General features: G+C 67.6%; 19 protein-coding genes. 8 read left to right on the top strand and 11 right to left on the bottom strand.

Translation table 11 applies throughout. The features are described from left to right. Nucleotides 1–132: 132 nt before the first annotated feature. Nucleotides 133–1,515, bottom strand: coding sequence for an L-serine ammonia-lyase (locus tag ABIA73_RS12900; RefSeq protein WP_025877828.1), 1,383 nt, complete (start codon nt 1,513–1,515; stop codon nt 133–135). A gap of 101 nt (nt 1,516–1,616) precedes the next feature. Between ABIA73_RS12900 and ABIA73_RS12895 the strand changes: the two genes are divergently transcribed. Continuing rightward, on the top strand, nt 1,617–1,847 hold the full coding sequence (locus tag ABIA73_RS12895) for a glutaredoxin family protein (RefSeq protein ID WP_025877830.1): 231 nt from the start codon (nt 1,617–1,619) through the stop codon (nt 1,845–1,847). Between the two features lie 85 nt (nt 1,848–1,932). Here ABIA73_RS12895 and ABIA73_RS12890 read toward each other — a convergent pair whose 3' ends face one another. Genes ABIA73_RS12890 through ABIA73_RS12880 form a run of 3 tightly spaced genes read right to left on the bottom strand, consistent with a single transcriptional unit; the run spans nt 1,933 to nt 3,722 of the window. After that, entirely contained in the window at nt 1,933–2,505 is a 573-nt protein-coding gene (locus tag ABIA73_RS12890) for a YceI family protein (protein WP_025877832.1), read from the bottom strand. Between the two features lie 3 nt (nt 2,506–2,508). Then, nucleotides 2,509–3,081 carry a cytochrome b gene (locus tag ABIA73_RS12885; RefSeq protein WP_025877835.1) on the bottom strand — a complete coding sequence of 191 codons (573 nt, stop codon included), beginning with the start codon at nt 3,079–3,081 and terminating at the stop codon, nt 2,509–2,511. After that, nucleotides 3,078–3,722 (bottom strand): YceI family protein, encoded by a 645-nt coding sequence (locus tag ABIA73_RS12880; RefSeq protein ID WP_301864926.1) that lies wholly within the window; start codon nt 3,720–3,722, stop codon nt 3,078–3,080. The genes ABIA73_RS12885 and ABIA73_RS12880 overlap by 4 nt, the downstream gene beginning before the upstream one ends. Nucleotides 3,723–3,887: 165 nt before the next feature. Here ABIA73_RS12880 and ABIA73_RS12875 point away from each other — a divergent pair, with 165 nt between their 5' ends. Together ABIA73_RS12875 and ABIA73_RS12870 are read left to right on the top strand one after the other, a co-directional pair. Then, nucleotides 3,888–7,433: a sensor histidine kinase gene (locus tag ABIA73_RS12875; RefSeq protein ID WP_354275883.1), complete on the top strand. Its 3,546-nt coding sequence runs from the start codon at nt 3,888–3,890 to the stop codon at nt 7,431–7,433. Nucleotides 7,434–7,529: 96 nt separating this feature from the next. Beyond that, complete coding sequence (locus tag ABIA73_RS12870) at nt 7,530–11,060, top strand: hybrid sensor histidine kinase/response regulator (protein WP_218787847.1); 3,531 nt, start codon at nt 7,530–7,532, stop codon at nt 11,058–11,060. Between the two features lie 624 nt (nt 11,061–11,684). On the opposite strand, the gene mdtD is transcribed toward ABIA73_RS12870, so the two are convergent. The 5 genes from mdtD to ABIA73_RS12845 form a co-directional block, all read right to left on the bottom strand. Further along, nucleotides 11,685–13,094, bottom strand: a complete 1,410-nt coding sequence (mdtD, locus tag ABIA73_RS12865) for a multidrug transporter subunit MdtD (RefSeq protein WP_025876990.1) — start codon at nt 13,092–13,094, stop codon at nt 11,685–11,687. A gap of 91 nt (nt 13,095–13,185) precedes the next feature. Next, nucleotides 13,186–14,268, bottom strand: a complete 1,083-nt coding sequence (hemE, locus tag ABIA73_RS12860; RefSeq protein ID WP_032951968.1) for a uroporphyrinogen decarboxylase — start codon at nt 14,266–14,268, stop codon at nt 13,186–13,188. 28 nt (nt 14,269–14,296) lie between these two features. Then, the gene (locus ABIA73_RS12855) at nt 14,297–14,536 is read right to left on the bottom strand and encodes a WGR domain-containing protein (protein WP_025876992.1); all 240 of its coding nucleotides are present in this window, start codon (nt 14,534–14,536) and stop codon (nt 14,297–14,299) included. A gap of 128 nt (nt 14,537–14,664) precedes the next feature. Continuing rightward, complete coding sequence (aroB, locus tag ABIA73_RS12850) at nt 14,665–15,777, bottom strand: 3-dehydroquinate synthase (RefSeq protein ID WP_059064823.1); 1,113 nt, start codon at nt 15,775–15,777, stop codon at nt 14,665–14,667. Continuing rightward, nucleotides 15,774–16,316 (bottom strand): shikimate kinase, encoded by a 543-nt coding sequence (locus tag ABIA73_RS12845; protein WP_032976596.1) that lies wholly within the window; start codon nt 16,314–16,316, stop codon nt 15,774–15,776. The genes aroB and ABIA73_RS12845 overlap by 4 nt, the downstream gene beginning before the upstream one ends. Nucleotides 16,317–16,414: 98 nt before the next feature. Here ABIA73_RS12845 and ABIA73_RS12840 point away from each other — a divergent pair, with 98 nt between their 5' ends. After that, nucleotides 16,415–16,618 carry a dodecin family protein gene (locus ABIA73_RS12840; RefSeq protein WP_025876997.1) on the top strand — a complete coding sequence of 68 codons (204 nt, stop codon included), beginning with the start codon at nt 16,415–16,417 and terminating at the stop codon, nt 16,616–16,618. Between the two features lie 6 nt (nt 16,619–16,624). On the opposite strand, the gene ABIA73_RS12835 is transcribed toward ABIA73_RS12840, so the two are convergent. Beyond that, nucleotides 16,625–17,452 (bottom strand): kinase, encoded by an 828-nt coding sequence (locus ABIA73_RS12835; protein WP_099843325.1) that lies wholly within the window; start codon nt 17,450–17,452, stop codon nt 16,625–16,627. 40 nt (nt 17,453–17,492) lie between these two features. Between ABIA73_RS12835 and pdxH the strand changes: the two genes are divergently transcribed. The 3 genes from pdxH (at nt 17,493) to ABIA73_RS12820 (ending at nt 19,099) form a co-directional block, all read left to right on the top strand. Continuing rightward, nucleotides 17,493–18,092 carry a pyridoxamine 5'-phosphate oxidase gene (gene pdxH / locus ABIA73_RS12830; protein ID WP_033831770.1) on the top strand — a complete coding sequence of 200 codons (600 nt, stop codon included), beginning with the start codon at nt 17,493–17,495 and terminating at the stop codon, nt 18,090–18,092. 9 nt (nt 18,093–18,101) lie between these two features. Continuing rightward, nucleotides 18,102–18,494, top strand: a complete 393-nt coding sequence (locus ABIA73_RS12825; RefSeq protein WP_354275882.1) for a YqfO family protein — start codon at nt 18,102–18,104, stop codon at nt 18,492–18,494. Nucleotides 18,495–18,634: 140 nt separating this feature from the next. Then, entirely contained in the window at nt 18,635–19,099 is a 465-nt protein-coding gene (locus ABIA73_RS12820; RefSeq protein ID WP_093818655.1) for a DoxX family protein, read from the top strand. 99 nt (nt 19,100–19,198) lie between these two features. Here the strand turns inward: ABIA73_RS12820 and prpR are convergent, their stop codons facing one another. After that, entirely contained in the window at nt 19,199–20,782 is a 1,584-nt protein-coding gene (prpR, locus tag ABIA73_RS12815; protein ID WP_263929619.1) for a propionate catabolism operon regulatory protein PrpR, read from the bottom strand. Between the two features lie 153 nt (nt 20,783–20,935). Between prpR and prpB the strand changes: the two genes are divergently transcribed. Next, entirely contained in the window at nt 20,936–21,829 is an 894-nt protein-coding gene (gene prpB / locus ABIA73_RS12810) for a methylisocitrate lyase (RefSeq protein WP_025877008.1), read from the top strand. Nucleotides 21,830–21,863 lie beyond the last annotated feature (34 nt).

The following is a 21,863-nucleotide window of genomic DNA, read 5'->3' as shown; positions in this document are numbered from 1 at the left end:
TTCCGGGGCAGGGGGATGCCCGAGCCTAACCGGAAAACGGTGACGGTGTTGTCCGGTCGAGAACGGCACTGCAGAGCCGGGTCGATGCCCGGTCCTGCAGTAGAGCCAGGCCATGCCTGGCCCTGCAGACCATCAGCACTCGATGACGTTCACCGCCAGCCCGCCGCGGCTGGTTTCCTTGTACTTGTCCTGCATGTCGCGGCCGGTATCGCGCATGGTCTTGATGACCTTGTCCAGCGACACCTTGTGCTTGCCGTCGCCGCGCATGGCCATGCGCGAGGCGTTGATCGCCTTCACCGCACCCATCGCGTTGCGCTCGATGCACGGGATCTGCACCAGGCCACCGATCGGATCGCAGGTCAGGCCCAGGTTGTGCTCCATGCCGATTTCCGCCGCGTTCTCGATCTGGCTCGGGTTGCCACCCAGCGCCGCGACCAGGCCACCGGCGGCCATCGAACAGGCTACGCCGACCTCGCCCTGGCAGCCCACTTCGGCACCGGAGATCGAGGCGTTTTCCTTGTACAGGATGCCGATCGCCGCCGAGGTCAGCAGGAAGTCGAACACCCGCTGTTCGTTCGCGCCCGGGCAGAAGCGGTCGAAGTAGTGCAGCACCGCCGGCAGTACACCCGCCGCGCCGTTGGTGGGTGCGGTGACCACGCGGCCACCGGCAGCGTTCTCTTCGTTCACGGCCAGTGCGTACAGGTTGACCCAGTCCAGCGTGGTCAGCGGGTCGCGCATCGCCGCTTCCGGCTTCGACGACAGCTCGCGGTACAGCGCCGGCGCGCGGCGGCCCACTTTCAGGCCACCCGGCAGCACGCCTTCCTCGCGGATGCCGCGTGCCACGCAGGCCTGCATTGCGCTCCAGATCTCGCGCAGGTTGTCGCGGATCTCGTCCTCGCTGCGCCAGCATTTCTCGTTCTCGAACATCAACTGGGCGATGCTCAGGCCACTGCGCGCGGTCTGCGCCAGCAGCTCGTCGCCGCTCTTGAACGGGTAGGGCAGCGGCGTTTCGTCAGGCACGATACGGTCATCGGCCGCATCGTCCTGGTTGACCACGAAGCCACCACCGACCGAGTAATAATCGCGGGTGGCCAGCACTTCGTCATCGGCGTTGTACGCGGTGAAGCGCATGCCGTTGGTGTGGTAGGGCAGCTTCTGCCGCTTGTTCAGGCCGAGGTCGCGCTTTTCGTCGAAGGCGATCTCGTGCTGGCCCATCAGCATGATCCGCTTGCTGCTGCGGATGCGCTCCAGCGTGGACGGAATGATGTCCGGGTCGATCAGGTTCGGACGCTGCCCTTCCAGGCCGAGCAGGATCGCCTTGTCGGTGCCGTGGCCGCGACCGGTCAGTGCCAGCGAGCCGTACACGTCGGCACGGATGCGCGCGACCTGCGCAAGCTTGCCCGGGTCGAGCAGCCACCGATGGATGAAGCGCTCGGCGGCCCTCATCGGCCCGACGGTGTGCGAGGAGCTCGGGCCAATGCCGATCTTGAAAACGTCGAACGTGCTGACAGCCATGGTTGCCGTACTGCGGGTACCGGGAGAGACCGCTATTCTAGCGGTTCACGCCGCACTTCCATGACTGCGGCGCAGCATTTCCGCCAAGGGAGCAAACCCCGGTGTTGACCCTGTTCCAGCGTGACGACTGCCATCTGTGTGACATGGCCCTGGCCGAACTGGCCAGGGCGCGGGCGCCCGAGTTCGAATCGGTGTTCCTCGATGACCAGCCGGCGCTGGAGGCGCGCTATGGGGCGCGGGTGCCGGTGCTGCGCGATGAGCGCGGTGGGCGGGAGCTGGACTGGCCGTTCGATGCGGCCACGGTGCAGGCCTGGCTGTTGGCAGGCAGGTAGCGCCGGGCCATGCCTGGCGAGCGCGAAGCGCGGCCAGCGGTGGAAGCCGCCGGGCATGGCCCGGCGCTACCAGGACGAAGGCGTCTTATTTCGCGTCGAACTTCACGATCGTGCTGATCGCGGTTTCGTCCGGGATGGTCTTGGTATCCGCCCAGTCGCCGCCACCGACACCGAAGTCCAGGCGCTTGACCGTGGCCTTGCCGGTCAGCACCGGCTGCGCGCCGGGCTTCCAGGTGAAAGTGAAGGTGACCGGCTTGCTCACGCCGCGCAGTTCCAGCGTGCCGTCGGCGGCGAACTGGTCGTTGCCCAGCGCGCGGAAGCCCTTGGCGGTGTAGCGTGCGGTAGCGAACTTGCCGACGTTGAAGAAATCCGCGCCCTGCAGGGTGGAGTCGCGGTCGCTGTTGCCGCTCTTGGCGCCGGCCAGCGGAATCACCACGTCCAGCGAACCTGCGGACGGATTGGCCGGGTCGAAGCTGAGCTTGGTGGCAAAGCCCGGGAAGCTGCCGGTGAACACTTCACCGTCGTATTTGGTGGCAAAGGCCAGGAACGAACCGGCACCCGGCGCCTGGGCGTAATCGGCGGCGAGCACCGGTGCGGTGGCCAGCATGCCGGCAAGGGCGGCGGCCACGGCGGCCGGAGTGGTCAGTTTCAGGTTCATCGGTCAGTCCTTCTGGGGAGAGGCGAGCCAGCCACGCGGCAACATCCGGGACAGGGTGGCATCGCGCTGGAACAGGTGGTGGTAGAAGGCGGCACCGGCATGGGCCAGCACCACCGCGATCAACAGCCAGAAGCCGTATTCGTGCAGGGCATGGGATACCGCCACGATCTGCGGATCCGGTCCGCTCAGCTTGGGCACATCGACCAGACCGAACCAGCGGAACGGACGCAGGCCGCTGGCCGAGTCGTACAGCCAGCCCGACAACGGGATGGCGAACATCAGCACATACAGCAGCACATGGGTGGCGCTGGCGATGCGCTCCTGCCAGCCCGGCACGCCGGGTACCGGCTTGGGGGCACCGGCATACAGGCGCCAGCCCAGGCGCAGCACCACCAGTGCCAGTACGGTGATGCCGATCGACTTGTGCGCGGTATAGACCCAGAAATACTTGGGCGTCTTCGGCAGCTCGCCCATGGTCAGGCCGACGATGCCCAGAGCGAGAATCAGCAGTGCGATCAGCCAGTGCAGGGTCTGGCTGACACTCCCCCAGGCGGCAGGGGTGTTCTTGGCGGTCATGAAGGGTCCTTGGTGGCCGTCTGGCTGTCGGAGTGGGGTTGGGGCGGGGGAGTTCCCGGAGAATCGCTGCGGTCGAGCGTGGCTTCAGCCTCGATACGCACCTGCACCGCATCACCGATCACGCCCGGCCATGCGGTGATGCCGAAGGCACGCCGGCTCAGCGTGGTGGTGGCGGAGAACCCTGCAGTACGCCGGAACGGCGGCAGCGGATAGCGTTTGACCTGGTTCAATGTCACCTCCAGCGCGACTTCCTGGCTGACCCCGCGCAGGGTCAGGGTGCCCAGTACGCGCGCATGGCGGGCATCGATCGGTTCGACATGGCGGGAGACGAAGCGGGCGGTGGGGAAGCGTTCGCCATCGAGCAGGCTGCGCGCCAGGGTTGCCTGGTTCCACTTGGAATCACCAAGGTCCAATCGCGACACAGGAATCTCGACGTCCAGTGTCGCATCGCGCCAGTTGTCGCTATCGAACTGCAACTGGCCCTGGCTTCCGGAGATCGTACCCAGCGCCTGCGAGTAGCCGGCATGGTCGATCGCAAACAGCACACGGGTGTGCACCGGATCGATGCGGTAGGCCTCGTTGCCTGCCCAGGCGGGGGCCACGGCAAGCAGCATCGGCAGCAGGGCCAGGCAGTGGCGCATCGGCGGGGGGCTCCGGGAAAAAGACCGTTCGATCATACCCATAGCCCCCGCGCAACGCTGTGTGCACGGCTGCAACAGTTCGTGGTGCCGATGTGGCCGGAAACAGGCTGTTGCAGCGATGGCTGCAGCCCTGTGTGACAATCGGCACAGGACAGGGGGTTCAGGATGAAGAGCGGCTGGCGCCGGTGGTGCCAAGGCATTGCAGGAGCAGGTCTGGTGCTGTTGGCGCTTTCGGCTGCAGCGGCGACCTTGGACATGGCCGGTGAAACACCGCGCCTGCGCCGTTTCGGCGCGGCCGAGGGATTGCCCTCGCGCATGGTGGTGGCGCTGGCCGAAGACCGACAGGGCCGCGTGTGGGCCGCCACCGACGGCGGCCTGGCCCGCTATGACGGCGGTGAGCTGCGGGTCTGGCAGCACGACCCGGCACAACCGGATTCGCTGCCCGGCAACGAGATCGAAACCCTGCTGGTCGACCCGCTCGACCGGGTATGGGTTGGCATCAACGGCAAGGGGCTGGCCCGGCTGGATGCCGACCGCGAACGCTTCAAGACCTTCGATTCCGTCACTGAAGGATGCCAGGGACAGTTCTGGACCCTGGCCTACGCCGAGGATGCGCTATGGGTCGGCAGCAGCAGCCATGGGGTCTGCCGCGTCGGCGAAGATGGCTCGCTGCGCCATTTCCAGCATGATCGGGCGCAGCCCGGCGGTCTGCCGAGTGACACCGTCTTCAGCAGTCTGGTGGATGCGCAGGGACGGCTGTGGGTGGGCACCGAAGCCGGTGTGGCGCGCTGGAACGGCCACGCCTTCGAAGCCGTGGCGCCGCGCGAACTGGCGGCGGTGAGCGTGCTGCGGCTGAGCCGCGATGCCGATGGCGCGATCTGGGTCGGTACGCAGAACGACGGCCTGTACCGCATCGATGCGCAGGATCGGGTGACGCGACCGGCCTGGGCCGACAGTGCCCGCCTGCGCTCGGCACTGGTCCTGGCCGACAGCCACGGAGGCTACTGGGCGGGAACCTCCGATGGCCTGCTGCGTGGTGACGGCCAGGTGCTGCGCAGGCTGGAAGGCGACCGTGGCAGTGGTTTCCTGACCGGCCACAGTGGCGTGCTCGACCTGATGCAGGACCATGAGGGAGGGCTGTGGGTCGCACTGCTGACCCAGGGCCTGGCTTACCTGCCGCCCGACTGGCGACGCTTTTCAACCTGGTACCAGTTCGATGGCAAGCCGCTGGACAGCCAGTACCTGTTGAGTGCTGCCAGCGACGGTCGCAGCTACTACGTCGGCTCTGCGCATGGCGTCTACCAGATCGATGCACAGGGGACGTTGAGCCTGCTGGTCAGCGACCGCGAACTGGGCAGCGGCGCGGTGTGGTCGGTACTGCCACGTCCCGACGGCAGGCTGTGGCTCGGCCGCGCGGGGCGCATCAGCGTCTACGACCCCGCCACCGGTGTGCTGCGCGACTGGCGCATTGGCGGTGGCGCCGACCTTCGGCAGCGGATCGATCTGATGCGGCAGGCCCCCGATGGCACGGTCTGGGTATCGGTGATGAACCTGGGCCTGCAACAGCGCAGTGCCGACGGCCGCCTGCTGCGCAGTTTCGACGGCGCTACGCTGCGAGGCAGCACCGACGCGCCGGTCGAGCAGATCCGCTTCGATGCCAGTGGGCACGCCTGGGTGGTCGGGGAAATGGGCATCTGGCGCGAGCAGGGAGACCGCTTCGAAGCGGTGCCCGGCGTTTCCAGGGGGCCCATCTACGATCTGGTATGGATCGATCCCCGGCAGTTGTGGATCGCACGCCAGGGCGCATTCGAGCGCTACCAGTGGGATGGCCTGAGCCTGCGCCTGATCCAGCGCGTCGATGCCAGTGCCGGCGTGCCGCCGGTCAGCATGGGTGGGCTGGCCCTGGCCCGGAACGGTCAGTTGTGGGCGACGACGCCCCGCGGCCTGCTGCGCTGGGATCCGAAACAGCGTCGCCTGCAGATCTTCAATGAACGCGACGGCCTGCTTGATGCCGAGTTCACCGGACGCCCACCGGCAATCGATGCCGATGGCCGGGTGCTGGCCGTTACCCAGACCGGCATGGTGGGCTTCGATCCGAATGCTGCCGACGCCGAGCTGCCACCCTCGCAGCTGGTGATCGCGCAGGTTCGCGTCCGTCGCGATGATGCGCGCGGCTGGCAGCCCTTGCCGACCTCCGGCCTGCTGTTGCTGGGGCCCGACGACCGTGACCTGCAGATCGATGCACGCCTGCTGTCCTACGCCAACCCGCAGGGCAACCGCTACCGGTTCCGCGTGCAGGGATACGACCAGAACTGGGTGGAACAGGGCGGGGACGGCCAACGCACGTTGTCGCGGCTGCCGCCCGGCACCTACGCCATCGAGGTGCAGGCCGCGACGGCCAGTGGTCCGTGGACGCCCTCGCAGCAGTTGCACATCAAGGTACTGCCCCCCTGGTGGCGCAGCGGCATGGCGATTTTCGGCTATGCAATGCTGGGCTCGCTGTTGCTGTTGGCACTGCTGTGGTCGATCCGCAGGCGGCTGCGGCGACGCCAGCAGTGGCAGTTGACGGTGCACAAGCAGCAGATCGCCGAGCAGGCATCGCAGGCCAAGAGCCGCTTCCTGGCGACCCTGGGCCACGAAGTGCGCACGCCGATGACCGGTGTACTGGGCATGAGCGAACTGCTGCTGTCCACCGAACTGGACCCGGTGCAGCGCAGCTATGCCGGTTCGATCCAGCAGGCCGGCAGCCATCTGCTGCGCCTGGTCAACGATGCGTTGGACCTGGCCCGGATCGAGGCTGGCCGGCTTGAACTGGACATCCGCCCGTTCGACCTGGACGGACTGCTGGACCAGGTGCAGGCGTTGATGCAGCCGATGGCACAACAGCGCAGGCTGGCGTTCCAGCGCGGGGAGGCATTGCCAGGCCCGATCTGCGTCAGTGGCGATGAGATGCGCGTCCGCCAGATCCTGCTGAACCTGCTGGGCAACGCGATCAAGTTCACCGAGCGTGGCCATGTCGGCCTGGCGGCGCGCCTGGACGACGACGGCGGCGCGGTGACATTCGAGGTCAGCGACAGCGGGCCGGGCATCAATGCCGAGCAGCAGCAGCGCCTGTTCCACCGCTTCGAACAGGCCGATGGCCCGCGTACTGCCTCGCGCTATGGTGGCAGCGGGCTGGGCCTGGCGATCTGCCAGGAGCTGGCGGTGGCGATGGGCGGCCGCATCGATGTCGACAGCCAGCCGGGGCGTGGCGCACGCTTCGCCGTGCGGCTGCCGCTGCCGTGGAGCCGGCAGCAGGCCTCCAGCCCTGGCGAGGCAGCGTCGCCGATGCTGCCTGCACTGCGCATCCTGCTGGTCGAGGACGATGCCACCGTTGCCGAGGTCATCGCCGGTCTGCTGCGCAGCCGTGGCCATGAGGTGGTGCACGTGCTGCATGGCCTGGGCGCACTGTCGGAAATATCGACCGAGGGGTTCGACGTCGGCCTGCTCGACCTCGACCTGCCGGCACTCGATGGCACCGCCATCGCCCGCCAACTGCGCGCGATGGGCTACGAGCTGCCGTTGGTGGCCGTTACCGCGCGCTCGGATGCCTATGCCGAGACGCAGGTGCTTGCGGCCGGATTCGATGGTTTCCTGCGCAAGCCGGTGACTGGCGATCTGCTGGTGGCGGCCATTGCCCAGGCACGCAGCAAACGCCAGATCATCAGCTGAGTACGGCATCCTGCGGCGTGAATCGCGCAGCTTTCGGTTTACCATGCCGACGCCCACGGCGTGGGCATCATCAACAGCAGCGTGAGGAGGCCATCGGTGGTGTATCTGCGGGCAGTGACGCTGCTGATGCTGCTGCTGTGCTGCCTGGTGCCCGCTGCCGCGCAGCCGGTGCCACCTTCGCCGCGCCAGGTCACCGTGTTCGATGGGTTGCCGTCCAACACCGTCAACCGCATGGCCGAGGACCGCTACGGCTACCTGTGGATTGCCACCAACGATGGCCTGGCCCGCTACGACGGGCGCAACTACCGCATCTGGCGTTCCGAAGACGGCCTGCGCGACAACCGCATCTGGAGCGTGCTGGTCGATGCCCGCAACGAGCTGTGGATCGGCACTGAAAATGCCGGCCTGGTGCGGATGTCGGCCGATCGCCGCCAGCTGCGCTTCTACGATCGCAGCAGCCAGCCGCTGATGGGCAGCAACACCGTCTGGAGCCTGGCTGCGACACCGGATGGCGCGATCTGGTTCGGCACCCACGAGGGCGGCCTGTACCGGCTGGACAGCAATGACCGTCTGCAGCGGTTCCTGCCCGAAGCGAACAACCCGCGCAGTCTGCCGGCCGCGTCGGTGCCCTACCTGGCCACGCTTGCCGATGGCAGCCTGTGGGTCGGCACCAAGCATGGCGTGGCGCGCTGGACCGGTACCGATTTCGAACGCATCGGCGGCGACCTGGTGCCCAGCCTGCTGATCAATGGACTGACCGCAGAACCCGACGGCAGCCTCTGGATCAGCACGCTGGCCGGGGCCACGGTGCGGCGCCCGGATGGCCGTTTCGAATCCGTTCCCTGGACATTGCCGGCCGGCGACCAGGTGCTGGGCATGATGCTGCGCGACGAGCAGGGCGGGCACTGGCTGGACACGCGCAGCGGCCTGGGCCGGGGCATCGATGGCCGCTACCAGACCGTGCCGCTGTACAGCGCCATCGCCCGTGGCCTGGTGCGGCCGAACTGGACCGGCGCCTATGAGGACCGCGAAGGCGGCATCTGGCTGGCCAGTACCAATGCCGGCCTGTGGCACCTGCTTCCGCGCTGGTGGCAGTTCTCGGTGTTTTCGCGGCTGGAGGATGATCCGTCCTCGCTGCGCAATTCCTATGTGCTCGGTACCAGCCCCTCCAGCAATGGCGGGGTGTGGACGGTCGGCAGCCATGGCGCGCTGGACCGCTTCAATCCGCGCACGGGCGTGATCGAGCAGCACCGCACCTTCGTCAACGGCATGCACTGGCTGACCTCGGTGCGCGAAGACCGGCAGGGCCAGGTGTGGGTGGGCTCGACCGACGCCCTGATGCGCTACGACCCGCGTCGTGGCGAGCTGCGGCGCTGGGGGCGGGACTCGGGCGCGGACGCGACCATGGAAGGCAACATCGAGGCGATGATGACCTGCGATGGCGACAGCCTGTGGTTGATGCTGTCATCGGGGTTGCAGCAGCGTGATCTGGACGGGCACGTGCGCCGGCGGCTGGAAAACGGCCAGGACGGTCTGCAGGCCGGTCAGCTCAATCTTGACGTGGAATGCGGCCCGCAGGACCGGATCTGGCTGGCCAGCAGCCGCGGCCTGCTGCAATGGCAACCGGATGCGCAGCGCTTCCAGCCGGTGCCCGGTGCGCCGGCCACTGCGGTGTACGCCCTGCACGTGGGCAAGGACGGCCAGGTCTGGTTGTCCGAGGATGGTCGCCTGTCGCGGTATCTCTGGAGCCAGGGCCGGCTGGAACGGCAGGCGGTAGTGGGCGCCGAGCAGGGCTATCCGGCGATTTCCGCTACCGGCCTGGTGGTCGACGCGCAGGGCGTGGCGTGGGCCACCAGCGCCCGCGGCCTGGTGCGGGTGAGTGCCGATGGCGAGAGCGTACGCCTGTACGGGGTGCACGATGGGCTGCCCAGCCAGGAGTTCCGCGAACACACCCTGATCGCCTCCTCGGCGGGGCGCATGGTGGCAGGTACCCCCGCCGGTGTGGTGGTGTTCGATCCCGAACAGGTTCGACCGTCCACCCGGCGTGCGCCGCTGGTGATCGAGCGGGTGGAGGTACGCCGCAACGAGCAGCTGCTGGACCTGACCCATGACACGCCGCTGCAGATCGCCGATGGTGACCGCGACCTGCGTATCGTCGCGCGCCTGTTGTCCTTCGCCGATTCGGCTTCCAACACCTACCGCTACCGGTTGGCCGGCTACGACCCGGATTGGGTCGAGGTGGGCCCGGCAGGCGAGCGCCTGTTCTCGCGCCTGCCACCCGGCGCCTACCGGCTGGAAGTGCAGGCGCGCTCGGCCGACCACGTGTGGTCGCGGGTGCAGACCCTGGAATTCCATGTGCAGCCGCCGTGGTGGCGCAGCTTGTCCGGCCTGCTGGTGCTGGCCTCGATCGGGTTGCTGCTGACCAGCTGGTTCGCCTGGTTGTACCGGCGCCGGCTGCAGCGCCAGCACGCCTACCAGCTCGCCCTGCACAAGCAGGATCTGGCCGAGCACGCATCGGCGGCCAAGACGCGCTTCCTTGCCAATCTCGGCCATGAAATCCGCACGCCGATGACCGGGGTGCTGGGCATGAGTGAACTGCTGCTGGCCTCGCCGCTGGATCCGCAGCAACGCGGCTATACCCAGTCGATCCGGCATGCGGGCGAGCATCTGCTGCACCTGGTCAACGATGCGCTGGACCTGGCGCGGATCGAATCGGGGCGCCTGGAACTGCAGTCCAACGCGTTCGGTCTCAATCGCCTGCTGCAGGACCTGGCCGCGCTGATGGGGCCACTGGCTGCACAGAAGGGCCTGCGGTTCATCCTCGACAACCAGTTGCCGGCAGGGCTGCAGGCGACCGGCGATGCGATGCGGGTGCGGCAGATCCTGCTCAACCTGCTGTCCAACGCGGTCAAGTTCACCAGCCGCGGCAGCATCACGCTGCACGCGCGTTGCGAGGAAGGGCCGCGTGGGCTGTATTTCGAGGTGCGCGATACCGGCCCGGGCATCAGCCAGGAGCAGCAGCAACGGTTGTTCCGCCGCTTCGAGCAGGCCGACGGTGCTCGCACCGCAGCGCAGTACGGCGGCAGCGGCCTGGGCCTGGCGATCTGCCGCGAGCTGGCACTGGCCATGCAGGGCCGGATCCGGGTGGAAAGCCAGCTGGGCAGCGGTACCTGCTTTGGTGTCAGCCTGCCGTTGCCGCTGCAGCAGGGGGCGGCCAGCGACGGAGGTGCCGACAGTGACGCCGCCGCTGCTGCGGTCAACATGCCGCCGCTGCGGGTGTTGCTGGTGGAGGACGATGCGACCGTGGCCGATGTGATGTGTGGGCTGCTGACCACCCGTGGCCATGAGGTGGTCCACGCGGCCCACGCGCTGGCCGCGCTGCGTGAAATCAGCGCGGGTGATTTCGATGTCGGCCTGCTCGATCTGGATCTGCCGGGCCTGAGCGGTTTCGAACTGGCCCAGCATCTGCGCAACCAGGGTTACACGTTGCCGCTGCTGGCGGTGACCGCACGCACCGACCCGGACCTGCAGCAGCAGGTGGAAGCGGCCGGCATCGGTGGTTTCCTGCGCAAGCCGGTGACCGGTGAGCTGCTGGTGGAAGCGATCGCCCGCGTGCTGGGGCGGTAGGGGTTCGGCAGGGCTGCGCCCTGCACCCGCCGAATCAACGGCAACGGCAAAAGCAAAAGCAAAAGCTGGCATTCCGTGGGATGGCGGGGTGGGTCCGGTTGCGGGGGACGCTGCAAGTACGTCCCTGTAAGCTCGGTCGCGCCATCCATGGCGCTCACGCCCCCGCAACCGGACCCACCCCGCCTTCGACAGATCTCCGCGAGCTGTCGAGACGGCGCTCTGTGATGCTGTTGGCAGGTGTCGACCTTGCTCGACCAGTAGATCCACGCCACGCGTGGATGCTTTTCGAGATATTCGATTTCCAATGGAGATTCATCCACGCATGGCGTGGATCTACTGCAGATCGCGGGGAACTGTCGGAGGTGGGGCGGTGTCGGATTGCGGGGTGTCAGCCGCATGGGCCCGAGGCATGCCTCGGGCGGGTTGGGCAGGACGCCCAACCCCGGTCTTGCCGTGTGCGCAGGAAAGCGCACACGAGCAAGCGGCGGCCAAGCCTACAGGGACGTACTTGCGGCGTCCCCGCACTCCGACACCGCCCCGCCATCCCACGGAATGCCAGCTTTGCTTCGGCTGTTGCCGTTGCTTCGGCATCTGCAGGTGCAGGGCGCAGCCCTGCCGAACCCTCTACTCCGCTACTTCTTCTACCTGGCGCGGCTCGGGCTTGGTGTCGGGCAACTGCCAGAAGATCAGCGTCGACGTGAGCGTGATCGCGCCCACGCACAGGAACGTGGCGTGCAGCGCAGCCGTGGCGCCGTGGCCTTCCAGCTGCGTGCCGAATGCGGCCAGCAGGCTGCCTGCGGCGGCTGCACCGAAGCCGGCGGCGAGCATCATCACCATCGACAGCAGGCTGTTGCCGGAACTGGCGAACTCGCGGTCGAGGTCGCGCAGGGTGACGGTGTTCATCACGGTGAACTGCAACGAATTGACCGCACCGAAGAACGCCAGCTGCAGCAGGCGCACGGCAAGGTGCTGGCCCGGTGTCATCAGGATGAAGCTGGCCATCGCCAGGCCGACCAGCACGGTGTTGGTCATCAGTACGCGGCGATAGCCGTAGCGTTCAACCAGTTTCACCGCCAGCTTCTTCGACACCATGCCTGCGGCGGCCACGGGCACCATCATCAGGCCGGCGTTCATCGGCCCGAGGCCAAGGCCGACCTGCAGCAGCAGCGGAATCAGCATCGGCATGGCACTGCTGCCGATGCGCGAGAACAGGTTGCCGAGAATGCCGATGCGGTAGCTGGGCACGCGGAACAGTGCCAGGGAGAACAGCGGTGCCGTTGAATTTGCCGCGTGCAGCCAGTAACCGACCAGCGCGGCCAGGCCGGCCACGGTCATCAGCATCACCAGCGCGTGAGGTGTACCGAGCCCGGAAATCCCATCCAGTGCCAGCGACAGCACCACCATCGCAAAGGCCAGCATGGCGTAGCCGCGAAGGTCGAACCGGGTGCGGTGGCTGGCGTAGTGGTCGGGCATGATCTTCATCGCCGCGATGAAGCCGATGACGCCGATCGGCAGGTTGATCAGGAACACCCAGTGCCACGAGGCGATCTCGACCAGCCAACCACCCAGCGTGGGGCCGATCAGCGGACCCACCAGTGCGGGAATGGCGATGAAGCTCATCGCACGCAGGAAGTCCTCGCGTGGCACCGAGCGCATCACCGCCAGGCGCCCGACCGGCAGCAGCATCGCGCCGCCGATGCCCTGCAGTACGCGCGCGGCCACCAGCTGGTGCAGCTGCTGCGCCATCGCGCAGGCCAGCGAGCCGAGGGTGAACAGGATGATCGCCACCAGGAAGGTGCGTCGGGTGCCGTAGCGGTCGGCGATCCAGCCGGAGGCGGGAATGAAGGTGGCCACTGCCAGCGCGTAGCTGAAGACCACCGACTGCATCTGCAGGGGGCTTTCGCCAAGGCTGGCCGCCATCGCCGGCAAGGCCGTGTTGACGATGGTCGAGTCCAGCATCTGCATGAAGATCGCCAGCGAAACCAGCCACAGCAGGGGACGCTGGCGGGTGTAGGTCGATGGCGCTGTGGACATGGGGCGTGGCCGGTGCAACGTGGGGGCGCCATGATCGCGCACTGCGGGTCACGGCGCGATCAACATCGCGCCGTGATTGCCTGCGCGATGCTCAGCGTTGGCTGTGTGCGTGCACTGCGTCGACCAGCACCTGTACATGGGCCGGGTCCATGTCCGGCGACATGCCGTGGCCGAGGTTGAACACATGGCCCTCGCGTGAACCACCGTTGCCGGCGGCATAGGTATCGAGCACGCGTGCGGCCGCCGCGGCGATCGCATCAGGCGAGGCATACAACGTGGTCGGATCCAGGTTGCCCTGCAGCGCTACGCGGCCACCGGTGCGGCGCAGCGCTTCGTCCAGGTCCAGCGTCCAGTCCAGGCCGAGCGCATCGGCGCCGGTCTGCGACAGCGCTTCCAGGTGCAGGCCGGTGCCCTTGCCGAACAGGATCAGCGGTGTGCGCTCGCTGCCTTCGCCGCGCTCCAGGCCTTCGGCGATGCGCTGCAGATAGCGCAGCGAGAACTCGCGGTACATTGCCGGCGACAGCACGCCGCCCCATGTGTCGAACACCTGCAGGGCCTGCGCACCGGCCGCGCGCTGCGCGCCGAGGTAGGCAATCACCGCGTCGGTGGTTACCTCCAGCAAGCGGTGCAGGGCCTGCGGATGGTTCAGCGCCATCGCCTTGATGCGCGCGAAATCCTTGCTGCCGCCGCCTTCGACCATGTAGCAGGCCAACGTCCACGGGCTGCCCGAGAAACCGATCAGCGGCACCTGGCCATCCAGTTCGCGGCGGATCAGGCGCACCGCGTCCATCACATAGCCCAGATCCTGCTCCATGTCCGGCACCGCCAGCCTGGCGATGGCCGCTTCATCGCGTACCGGGTGGCGGAACTTCGGGCCTTCGCCTTCGACGAAGTACAGCTCCAGGCCCATGGCATCGGGAATGGTGAGGATGTCCGAGAACAGGATGGCCGCGTCCAGCGGGAAGCGGCGCAGCGGCTGCAGGGTGACTTCGCAGGCGATCTCCGGGTTCTTGGCCATGGCCAGGAAGCTGCCGGCCTTGGCCCGGGTGGCGCGATATTCCGGCAGGTAGCGGCCGGCCTGGCGCATCAGCCAGACAGGGGTGCAGTCCACCGGTTCGCGGCGCAGGGCGCGCAGCAGGCGATCGTTGCGGAGAGGGCTGGTCACAGTGGGCATTCCTTGGGCGAAAAGAGCAGCGGCGCAGTCAGTCGCCGTGCGAAAGAATCTGGAAGCCCCGATGCAGTTCGGCATCGCGGGCTTTGTCGTAGGCGTGGCGGGCTTCGTCGGCCGTCAGGTACAGCTCGCGCCGCAGCTGCGAGCGGGCGCCGACGCGGCCGGATTCACGCAGCAGTTCCCAGCCGCCGAACAGGTCCGGGACCAGGGTCAGGCGCAGGAAGCGCGGTGCCTGGGCACCGTCGGCGGGTTGTTGCAGGTGGACGTGCATGGCACCGATTGTAGCGGGGGCGAGGTGAGCCCTGCCGCAACGCTGATCCGGTAATGCCGGCCGCTGGCCGGCAACCTCATGAAACCTCCCAGGTAGCGCCGGGCCATGCCCGGCGAACGCGGAAGCGGTCAGCCTGCGCCCAGCACCTTCAGTACCGCCGCTTCATCCACGTCCGGTACGACTTCGGCGCGGCCCATGCCACGCCACAGCACCAGGCGCAGGCGGCCGGCCACGTTCTTCTTGTCCAGGCGCATGCGGCCGAGCAGGGCCTGCGGGTCCAGCCCGGCGGGGATTGCCACCGGCAGGCCAAGCTGTTCAAGCAGCGCCTGCAGGCGCACCCGGTCGGCGTCGTCGGCCAGGCCCAGGTGGGTGGAGAGGCGGGCCGCCAGCACCATGCCCACCGCTACGGCCTCACCGTGGTTCAGCGCATCGCGCCCCGGTGCGGAGTAGCCCTGTTCGGTTTCGATCGCGTGGCCGAAGGTGTGTCCCAGGTTGAGCAGGGCGCGCTCGCCCTTCTCGAAGGGATCGCGCTCGACGATGGCGGCCTTGTGCCGGCAGCTGCGGGCGATGGCCTCGGCGATGACCGCATCTTCGCCGGCCACCAGTGCGTCGGCATGCTGCTGCAGCCACTCGAAGAACACCGCATCGCCCAGCGCGCCGTACTTGACCACTTCGGCCAGGCCTGCGCGCAGTTCACGCGGCGGCAGGGTGGCCAGCACGCGGGTATCGGCGATCACCGCACGGGGCGGGTGGAACGCACCGACCAGGTTCTTGCCGGCCGGGATATCCACGGCGGTCTTGCCGCCCACCGAGGAGTCGACCATCGCCAGCAGCGTGGTCGGCAGCTGCACGCAGTCGATGCCGCGCATCCAGCAGGCCGCGGCAAAGCCGGCGAGATCGCCGACCACACCACCACCGAGGGCGAACACGCAGGCATCGCGGGTCGCGCCGAGCGCGGCCAGCGCTTCGATGACCGAGCCGAACTCGGCCAGGGTCTTGGAGGCTTCGCCGGCGGCCAGCACATGCTCAGCCAGGATCAGGTCCGGGCGTGCGGCCAGCAGGGTCTGCTTGGTGGCATCCAGATAGCGTGGCGCAACCTCGCTGTCGCTGACCAGCAAGACATGGCGGCCACGCACATGGCTGGCCAATGCGGCGCCGTCGGCCTGGGCGCCGGCACCGATGGTGATGGAATAGGGACGGTCGCCGCCAACGGCGACCTGCAGCAGGGCAGGGGAGGTCATGCAGTGGGGTCCTGTCGCTGCCAGTGCGTGGCCAGCTTGACGACAAGCTGGGCAGTGGCATCGGCGGCGGTAAACGGGTCGGTATCAAGAGTGACATCGGCGAGGTCGCGATACAGCGGGTCGCGATGCGCGGCCAGATCATGCAGCACCTGTTCGCGGTCCGGCCGCTGCAGCAGTGGCCGGGCCTTGTCGCGTGACAGACGCTCCAGCTGGGCTGCGACGCTGACCCGCAGGTAGACGACAAAGCCTCGCTTGGCGATCAGGGCGCGATTGTCCGGGTCAAGCACGGCACCGCCGCCGGTGGACACCAGCTGGCCACGGCCGGCCAGCACCTGCGCCAGCGCCTGGCGCTCATGGGCGCGGAAACCGGCTTCGCCGGAATGCTCGAAGATCGTGGGGATGCTGGCCCCGGTCGCATCGACGATGGCCTGGTCGACGTCGACGAAGTCCAGCGTGAAGCGCTCGGCGAGGCGGCGGCCGATGCAGGTTTTACCGGCACCCATCGGGCCGATCAGGATCAGGTTCGGAGCGGGATTCATGCCCTCTGATGCTAACACCTCCGTGCCTTGGCCTTTACGTTCTTCACGTCAGGGTGGAGGTTCCTGCGGGGTATCCCGCGCCTGATGGAGTGCCTGCCATGTCGGTTGCCAAGGTCATCGAAATCAATGCGTCCTCGCCCAAGAGCGTGGAGGACGCAGTGCGCAGCGGTTTGAAGAAGGTGTCCGGGACGGTCAAGGGCATCCAGGGCGCCTGGATCAACGAGACCAAGGTGGTCACCGACGGCAACGGTGAGATCACCGAATGGCGGGTGAACCTGCGGGTCACCTTCCTGGTGGAGTGAGGCTGCTCAGCGCAGCCCTTGCACCTGGCGCTGGGCATCCAGCGCCACTACCCGGTCGGCAATGGCCGGCAGCGCACGCAACGCCTGCCGGCTGACCCGCTCGTAGTACTGCACGAAGCGCTCCAGCTGGGGTCGGTTCATGCCGTGCCGCCCCGGCTGGGCCGCCTGCAGGTTCTGCTCCTGCTGCCAGCGCCAACGCGGCACCACCGAAAAATCAGGAGGTTGCAGGAACCACAAGCGGTCGCAACGCTGCCACAGCGCCGGATAGTCGCGGGCCAGCGCCTGGTTGCACCAGCGCCGCCAACGGCCATCGGCATCGGCCTCGCGCTCCAGGGCGTTGAGCGGGACATCCAGTTCGGCATCGTCCTGCGCCGGGGTGCCCAGGAACCAGCCCTCGAATACCAGCAGGTCCAGCGGCGTTTGCAGCTGCGGCCACTGCGCTTCGGGCAGGCGCTCGTCGGCCAGCTTGTCGAAGCGGGGCAGGGCCAGGGGCTGTCGTGCGGCCACTGCGTCCAGTACCGCATGTGCCAGCGGCAGGTCGTGGGTGCCAGGTGGGCCACGGGTGATCAACAACGGATGCACCTGCCGGGCCAGGCGCTGGCGTTGTGCGCGGGTCAGGTAGACATCGTCGATGGACAGCGTTGCGGCGTTCAGGCCACGCGCCTGGGCACGGGCAACCACCTGCGCGGCCAGCGTCGATTTGCCGCTCCCCTGCAGGCCGCTGATCGCCAATACTGGAACGGCTGTGCTGCTGCCCAGCGCGTCATCCAGCGCCTGCTCGACCACTGTTTCGGGGAATCCTTTCACCTGGGGCATGTACGCAGCGGCGACCATGCCGCCACAATAGCCCAAACCGTGTGAGAAGAATGCTGTCATGAGCGACCTGTACGCCGAAGCCCTGTCGACCTTTGCTGCCCTTTTCGAAGAAGCGAAACAGAGCCGCGAAGTCGAGCCCAATGCGATGACCGTGGCGACCGCCGATGTGCAGGGCCGGCCATCGGCGCGCACCGTGCTGTTGAAGGCGTTCGATGAGCGCGGCTTCGTGTTCTACACCCACCTGGACAGCCACAAGGGTAACGAGCTGCAGGCCAATCCGCAGGCGGCGCTGCTGTTCCTGTGGCGCAGCCTGCGCGAGGCCGGCATCCAGGTGCGCATCGAGGGCCGCGTTGAGCAGGTGGCCGATGCCGAGGCCGATGCCTATTTCGCCAGCCGTCCGCGCATGAGCCAGATCGGCGCGTGGGCGTCGCTGCAGTCGAAGACGTTGAACTCGCGCGAGGAGTTCGACGCGCGCGTGGCCGAGGTCGAGGCGCGCTTCGAGGGCAAGGACGTGCCGCGTCCGGACGGTTGGAGTGGTCTGCGGGTGGTGCCTGACCGCATCGAGTTCTGGTACGGCGCGCAGTTCCGCCTGCACGAGCGCTGGTGCTATGAAGCCGGTGCCGAAGGTCGCTGGAGCAAGCGCTTGTTGTACCCGTAAGGCACCGTGATGCAACGCGTGCCGCTGTATCGCGTGGTGGTGTTCGTGCCGGTGCCTGCCCTGGAGGCAGTGAAGCAGGGCATCCTTTCGGTGGATGCGCTGGTGGCCGGCGATTACGAGCACGGCATGTGGTGGTCCGCGCCGGGGTTCGAACAGTTCCGGCCACGCGTGGGTGCGATCCCCACGCAGGGCGAGGCGGGGCAGACCGAGGTGGTCGACAGCGTGCGGCTGGAGTTCTGCCTGCCGCGCGATCCGCAGCGGCTACAGCGCATCCTCGAGCACGGCATCGTGCCGCATCACCCGTGGCAGGTGCCGGTGGTGCAGGTGGAAGAGATCGAGCTGCTGCTGGCCGGTAGATCCACGCCATGCGTGGATGGAAAGGTCGGTACACCTGCATCGTAGGGTCGAGCCTGTACGACTGCCATTGTTCCAACGCGTACCACTGCGAGAGCCGTTTGTCGCGAACGGACCGGCCCGCTTCATGTGCGAGCAGGTCAGCGAACCGCACACTCCGACCGATGCCCTCGAAATCCGGAGTCGCCATGCCCTCCTGGCGTTGCCTGTTTACCGTGCCACCGCCGCGCCAGGGCGTGGAAGCGCTCCTGTTGCTGCTCGCCCGTGTCGTCGCCGGGGTGATGTTCTGCGTATCGGGCTGGAACAAGGTATTCACCGACGCCGGGCGCGAGCGCATGGTGCACACCCTGGTCGATGCGGGCATTCCATTTCCAGTAGTCAGTGCGCCGGTGCTCGGCGGCATTGAATGGATCGCAGGTGGACTGCTTGTACTGGGCCTGCTCAGCCGCCCATCGGCACTGCTGCTGGCGGCGATCTGCGCGGTGGCGGCGCTGACCGATGGCATCGCGCGTATCCCTGCGGGGCTGAGCGTGCCAGATTGGCTGAGCTGGTTCTTTTACCTGAGCGAAGTGCCGCTGGGCGTGCTGCTGCTATGGGTTGCGGCCGTGGGCAGTGGACGGTTCGCCATCGAAGCGCGCGCGGCGCTCCAGTAGATCCACGCCATGCGTGGATGGGGTGCTTGAGAAAATGCGGTGCGCACCAAGGTTTGCACCCACCAGGCATCGGTTCTGCACCAACCAGACGGCAGGACGTTACAACCCCTCCGCGCGCAGCCATCGCCACAGCGTGGTGCGTGACACACCCAGTGCCTGCGCCATGCCTTCGCGGTCATTGCGGTGTTCCTGCAGCAGCGCTTGCAGCTGCGCACGCGGCGGGCGCTTGCCGTTGTTTTCCACTGGCAGTGTGGCGGCGCCTTCGTTCACCAGCTCCGGCGCCAGCTGCAGCAGGCGCGCTGCATCGATCAGCCCTTCACTGGGCTGCCAGTGGATGCGCAGCCTATCCACCAGGTTGCGCAGTTCACGTACGTTGCCCGGCCAGTCGGCAGCGCTGAGCAGGGCCAGCGCTTCTGCATCCAGCGGTGCATCGATGCCGCGCAGTTCGCGGAAGAAGTGCGTGGTCAGCAGCGGGATATCGCCTCGACGCGCACGCAAAGTGGGCAGTGCGATGCGCAGCGCGGCCAGCCGGTAATACAGGTCGCGGCGGAAGCTGCCAGCCGCCGCGCGCTGCTCCAGCGATTGCAGGGTGGCGGCGACCACGCGCAGGTCGACCGGGGTCGGTTCGGTGGCGCCCACGCGCAGCACTTCGCGTTCTTCCAGCACCCGCAGCAGGCGGGTCTGCAGCGGCAGCGGCAGTTCGCCGATCTCGTCCAGGAACAACGTACCGCCATCGGCCGCCTCGACCAGGCCGACGCGCCCCCCGCGACGCGCACCGGTGAAGGCGCCGTCGCTGTAGCCGAACAGCTCCGCTTCCAGCAGTGATTCGCTGATCGCACCGCAGTTCAGCGCAACGAAGCGACCGCGACGACCGCTGGCGGCGTGCAGCTGGCGTGCAACCAGTTCCTTGCCGGTGCCGGTCTCGCCGGTAACCAGTACGGTGCTGTCGTGCGGGGCGTACAGCGCGATCTGCGCGCGCACGTCGGCCATCGCATTGCTGTCGCCGAGCAGGGCATGCGCATCGTTGCGTGCGGCGGTGCGGCGGCGCGGAGCCGGCCGGCTGCCGCCGGAGCGGGCCATGGCCTGGGTCAGCTCCAGCGCATGCTCGAACGCCTGCCGTACCGAATCAGCCGAGTACAGCAGCACGCCGGGCAGTCCGGCCTGTTCGGCATGGTCGATGGCCATGCCGGTGCCGACGATCACTTCGATGCCGTTGGCGCGCAGGTCGGCGATGCAGTCGCGGGCATCTTCGCGGGTGACGAAGCGGCGGTGCTCGATGTCCAGGCCGAAGCTCTGCTGGAAGCTGCTGAACACCGGCACGTCGCTGGCATGGGTGACCAGGCCGATGCGTGGGGCGATGCGGCGGGCGCGCGCCAGCGCTTCCATCAGGTCGAAGCCATTGGCGTGGATCGGTACCAGCGGCAGGTCCAGGCGACCGCGCAACCAGGCCGCGTTTGAGCCGCCGGCAATCACCACGTCGCAGTGCTCGCGGCGCAGGCGCTGGCCGATCACTTCCACGGCCTCCTCGAAGCCCAGGTTGATCTGCTCGATGCGCGCGCGGCGGTCGAATTCGGGAATGACATCGCCCAGCAGGCCAGTCAGGCGCGAAACGCTGACCGTCCAGATCACCGGGCGGCCGGGGTCGGCATCAGCGTGGCGCAGGGGCGAGCGGGGCAGGTACATGCACGGATACCGGGAGGCGATGTTTCATGATACATCTGTTTCAGTGTTTCATATGTTTCAGTGTTGCGGGCCGGTCATCCCCGTGAAATCAACCGCTTGCAGGTTGGCACGGTGTTTGCGCTTACCCCTGTGTCCTTCAACCTGGATCGCCGCATGACCGTTTCGACCCTCTCTTCCGCCGGTGCCCGCTTCCGCGAGGCGCTGGCTGCCGAATCGCCGCTGCAGGTGATCGGCGCGATCAACGCCAACCATGCGCTGCTGGCCAAGCGCGCGGGTTTCCGTGCCATCTACCTGTCCGGCGGTGGCGTGGCCGCCGGCTCGTTGGGCCTGCCGGACCTCGGCATCAACACCCTGGAAGACGTGCTGGTGGACGTGCGCCGCATCACCGATGTCTGCGACCTGCCGCTGATGGTCGACATCGACACCGGCTTTGGCCCGAGCGCGTTCAACATCGCGCGCACGGTGAAGTCGCTGATCAAGGCCGGCGCGGCCGCCTGCCATATCGAAGACCAGGTCGGCGCCAAGCGCTGCGGTCATCGCCCGGGCAAGGAGATCGTCTCGCAGGGCGAAATGGTCGACCGCGTGAAGGCCGCTGCCGATGCCAAGACCGATCCGGACTTCTTCCTGATCGCGCGCACCGACGCCATCCAGGTGGACGGCGTGGACAAGGCCATCGAGCGTGCCATCGCCTGCGTCGAAGCCGGTGCCGACGGCATCTTCGCCGAGGCCGCCTATGACCTGGATACCTACCGCCGCTTCGTCGATGCGGTGAAGGTGCCGGTGCTGGCCAACATCACTGAATTCGGCGCGACCCCGCTGTTCAGCCGCGACGAGCTGGCCTCGGCCGGCGTGGCCATCCAGCTGTTCCCGCTGTCCGCTTTCCGCGCCGCCAACAAGGCCGCCGAGAACGTCTACCAGACGGTCCGCCGTGAGGGCCACCAGCGCAACCTGATCGACAGCATGCAGACCCGCGAGGAGCTGTATGACCGTATCGGCTACCACGCCTTCGAGCAGCAGCTCGATGCGCTGTTCGCCGCCAAGAAATAAGCATTACCCTGCACCATCAAGTTTCGGAGGGAAA

Source organism: Stenotrophomonas sp. 2694 (assembly GCF_040548715.1).
GTDB lineage: Bacteria > Pseudomonadota > Gammaproteobacteria > Xanthomonadales > Xanthomonadaceae > Stenotrophomonas > Stenotrophomonas indicatrix.
This window is presented reverse-complemented; position numbering and strand designations above follow the sequence as displayed.

What these genes read in the sequence shown, in the direction of transcription:
- mdtD (WP_025876990.1), bottom strand. Translation starts at nt 13,094, where the DNA reads ATGTCCACAGCGCCATCGACCTACACCCGCCAGCGTCCCCTGCTGTGG.
- ABIA73_RS12845 (WP_032976596.1), bottom strand. Translation starts at nt 16,316, where the DNA reads ATGAATCCCGCTCCGAACCTGATCCTGATCGGCCCGATGGGTGCCGGT.
- ABIA73_RS12900 (WP_025877828.1), bottom strand. Translation starts at nt 1,515, where the DNA reads ATGGCTGTCAGCACGTTCGACGTTTTCAAGATCGGCATTGGCCCGAGC.
- pdxH (WP_033831770.1), top strand. Translation starts at nt 17,493, where the DNA reads ATGAGCGACCTGTACGCCGAAGCCCTGTCGACCTTTGCTGCCCTTTTC.
- ABIA73_RS12825 (WP_354275882.1), top strand. Translation starts at nt 18,102, where the DNA reads ATGCAACGCGTGCCGCTGTATCGCGTGGTGGTGTTCGTGCCGGTGCCT.
- ABIA73_RS12890 (WP_025877832.1), bottom strand. Translation starts at nt 2,505, where the DNA reads ATGAACCTGAAACTGACCACTCCGGCCGCCGTGGCCGCCGCCCTTGCC.
- hemE (WP_032951968.1), bottom strand. Translation starts at nt 14,268, where the DNA reads ATGCCCACTGTGACCAGCCCTCTCCGCAACGATCGCCTGCTGCGCGCC.
- ABIA73_RS12835 (WP_099843325.1), bottom strand. Translation starts at nt 17,452, where the DNA reads ATGGTCGCCGCTGCGTACATGCCCCAGGTGAAAGGATTCCCCGAAACA.
- ABIA73_RS12880 (WP_301864926.1), bottom strand. Translation starts at nt 3,722, where the DNA reads ATGCGCCACTGCCTGGCCCTGCTGCCGATGCTGCTTGCCGTGGCCCCC.
- ABIA73_RS12875 (WP_354275883.1), top strand. Translation starts at nt 3,888, where the DNA reads ATGAAGAGCGGCTGGCGCCGGTGGTGCCAAGGCATTGCAGGAGCAGGT.
- prpB (WP_025877008.1), top strand. Translation starts at nt 20,936, where the DNA reads ATGACCGTTTCGACCCTCTCTTCCGCCGGTGCCCGCTTCCGCGAGGCG.
- ABIA73_RS12840 (WP_025876997.1), top strand. Translation starts at nt 16,415, where the DNA reads ATGTCGGTTGCCAAGGTCATCGAAATCAATGCGTCCTCGCCCAAGAGC.
- ABIA73_RS12855 (WP_025876992.1), bottom strand. Translation starts at nt 14,536, where the DNA reads ATGCACGTCCACCTGCAACAACCCGCCGACGGTGCCCAGGCACCGCGC.
- ABIA73_RS12820 (WP_093818655.1), top strand. Translation starts at nt 18,635, where the DNA reads ATGCCCTCCTGGCGTTGCCTGTTTACCGTGCCACCGCCGCGCCAGGGC.
- ABIA73_RS12885 (WP_025877835.1), bottom strand. Translation starts at nt 3,081, where the DNA reads ATGACCGCCAAGAACACCCCTGCCGCCTGGGGGAGTGTCAGCCAGACC.
- aroB (WP_059064823.1), bottom strand. Translation starts at nt 15,777, where the DNA reads ATGACCTCCCCTGCCCTGCTGCAGGTCGCCGTTGGCGGCGACCGTCCC.
- prpR (WP_263929619.1), bottom strand. Translation starts at nt 20,782, where the DNA reads ATGTACCTGCCCCGCTCGCCCCTGCGCCACGCTGATGCCGACCCCGGC.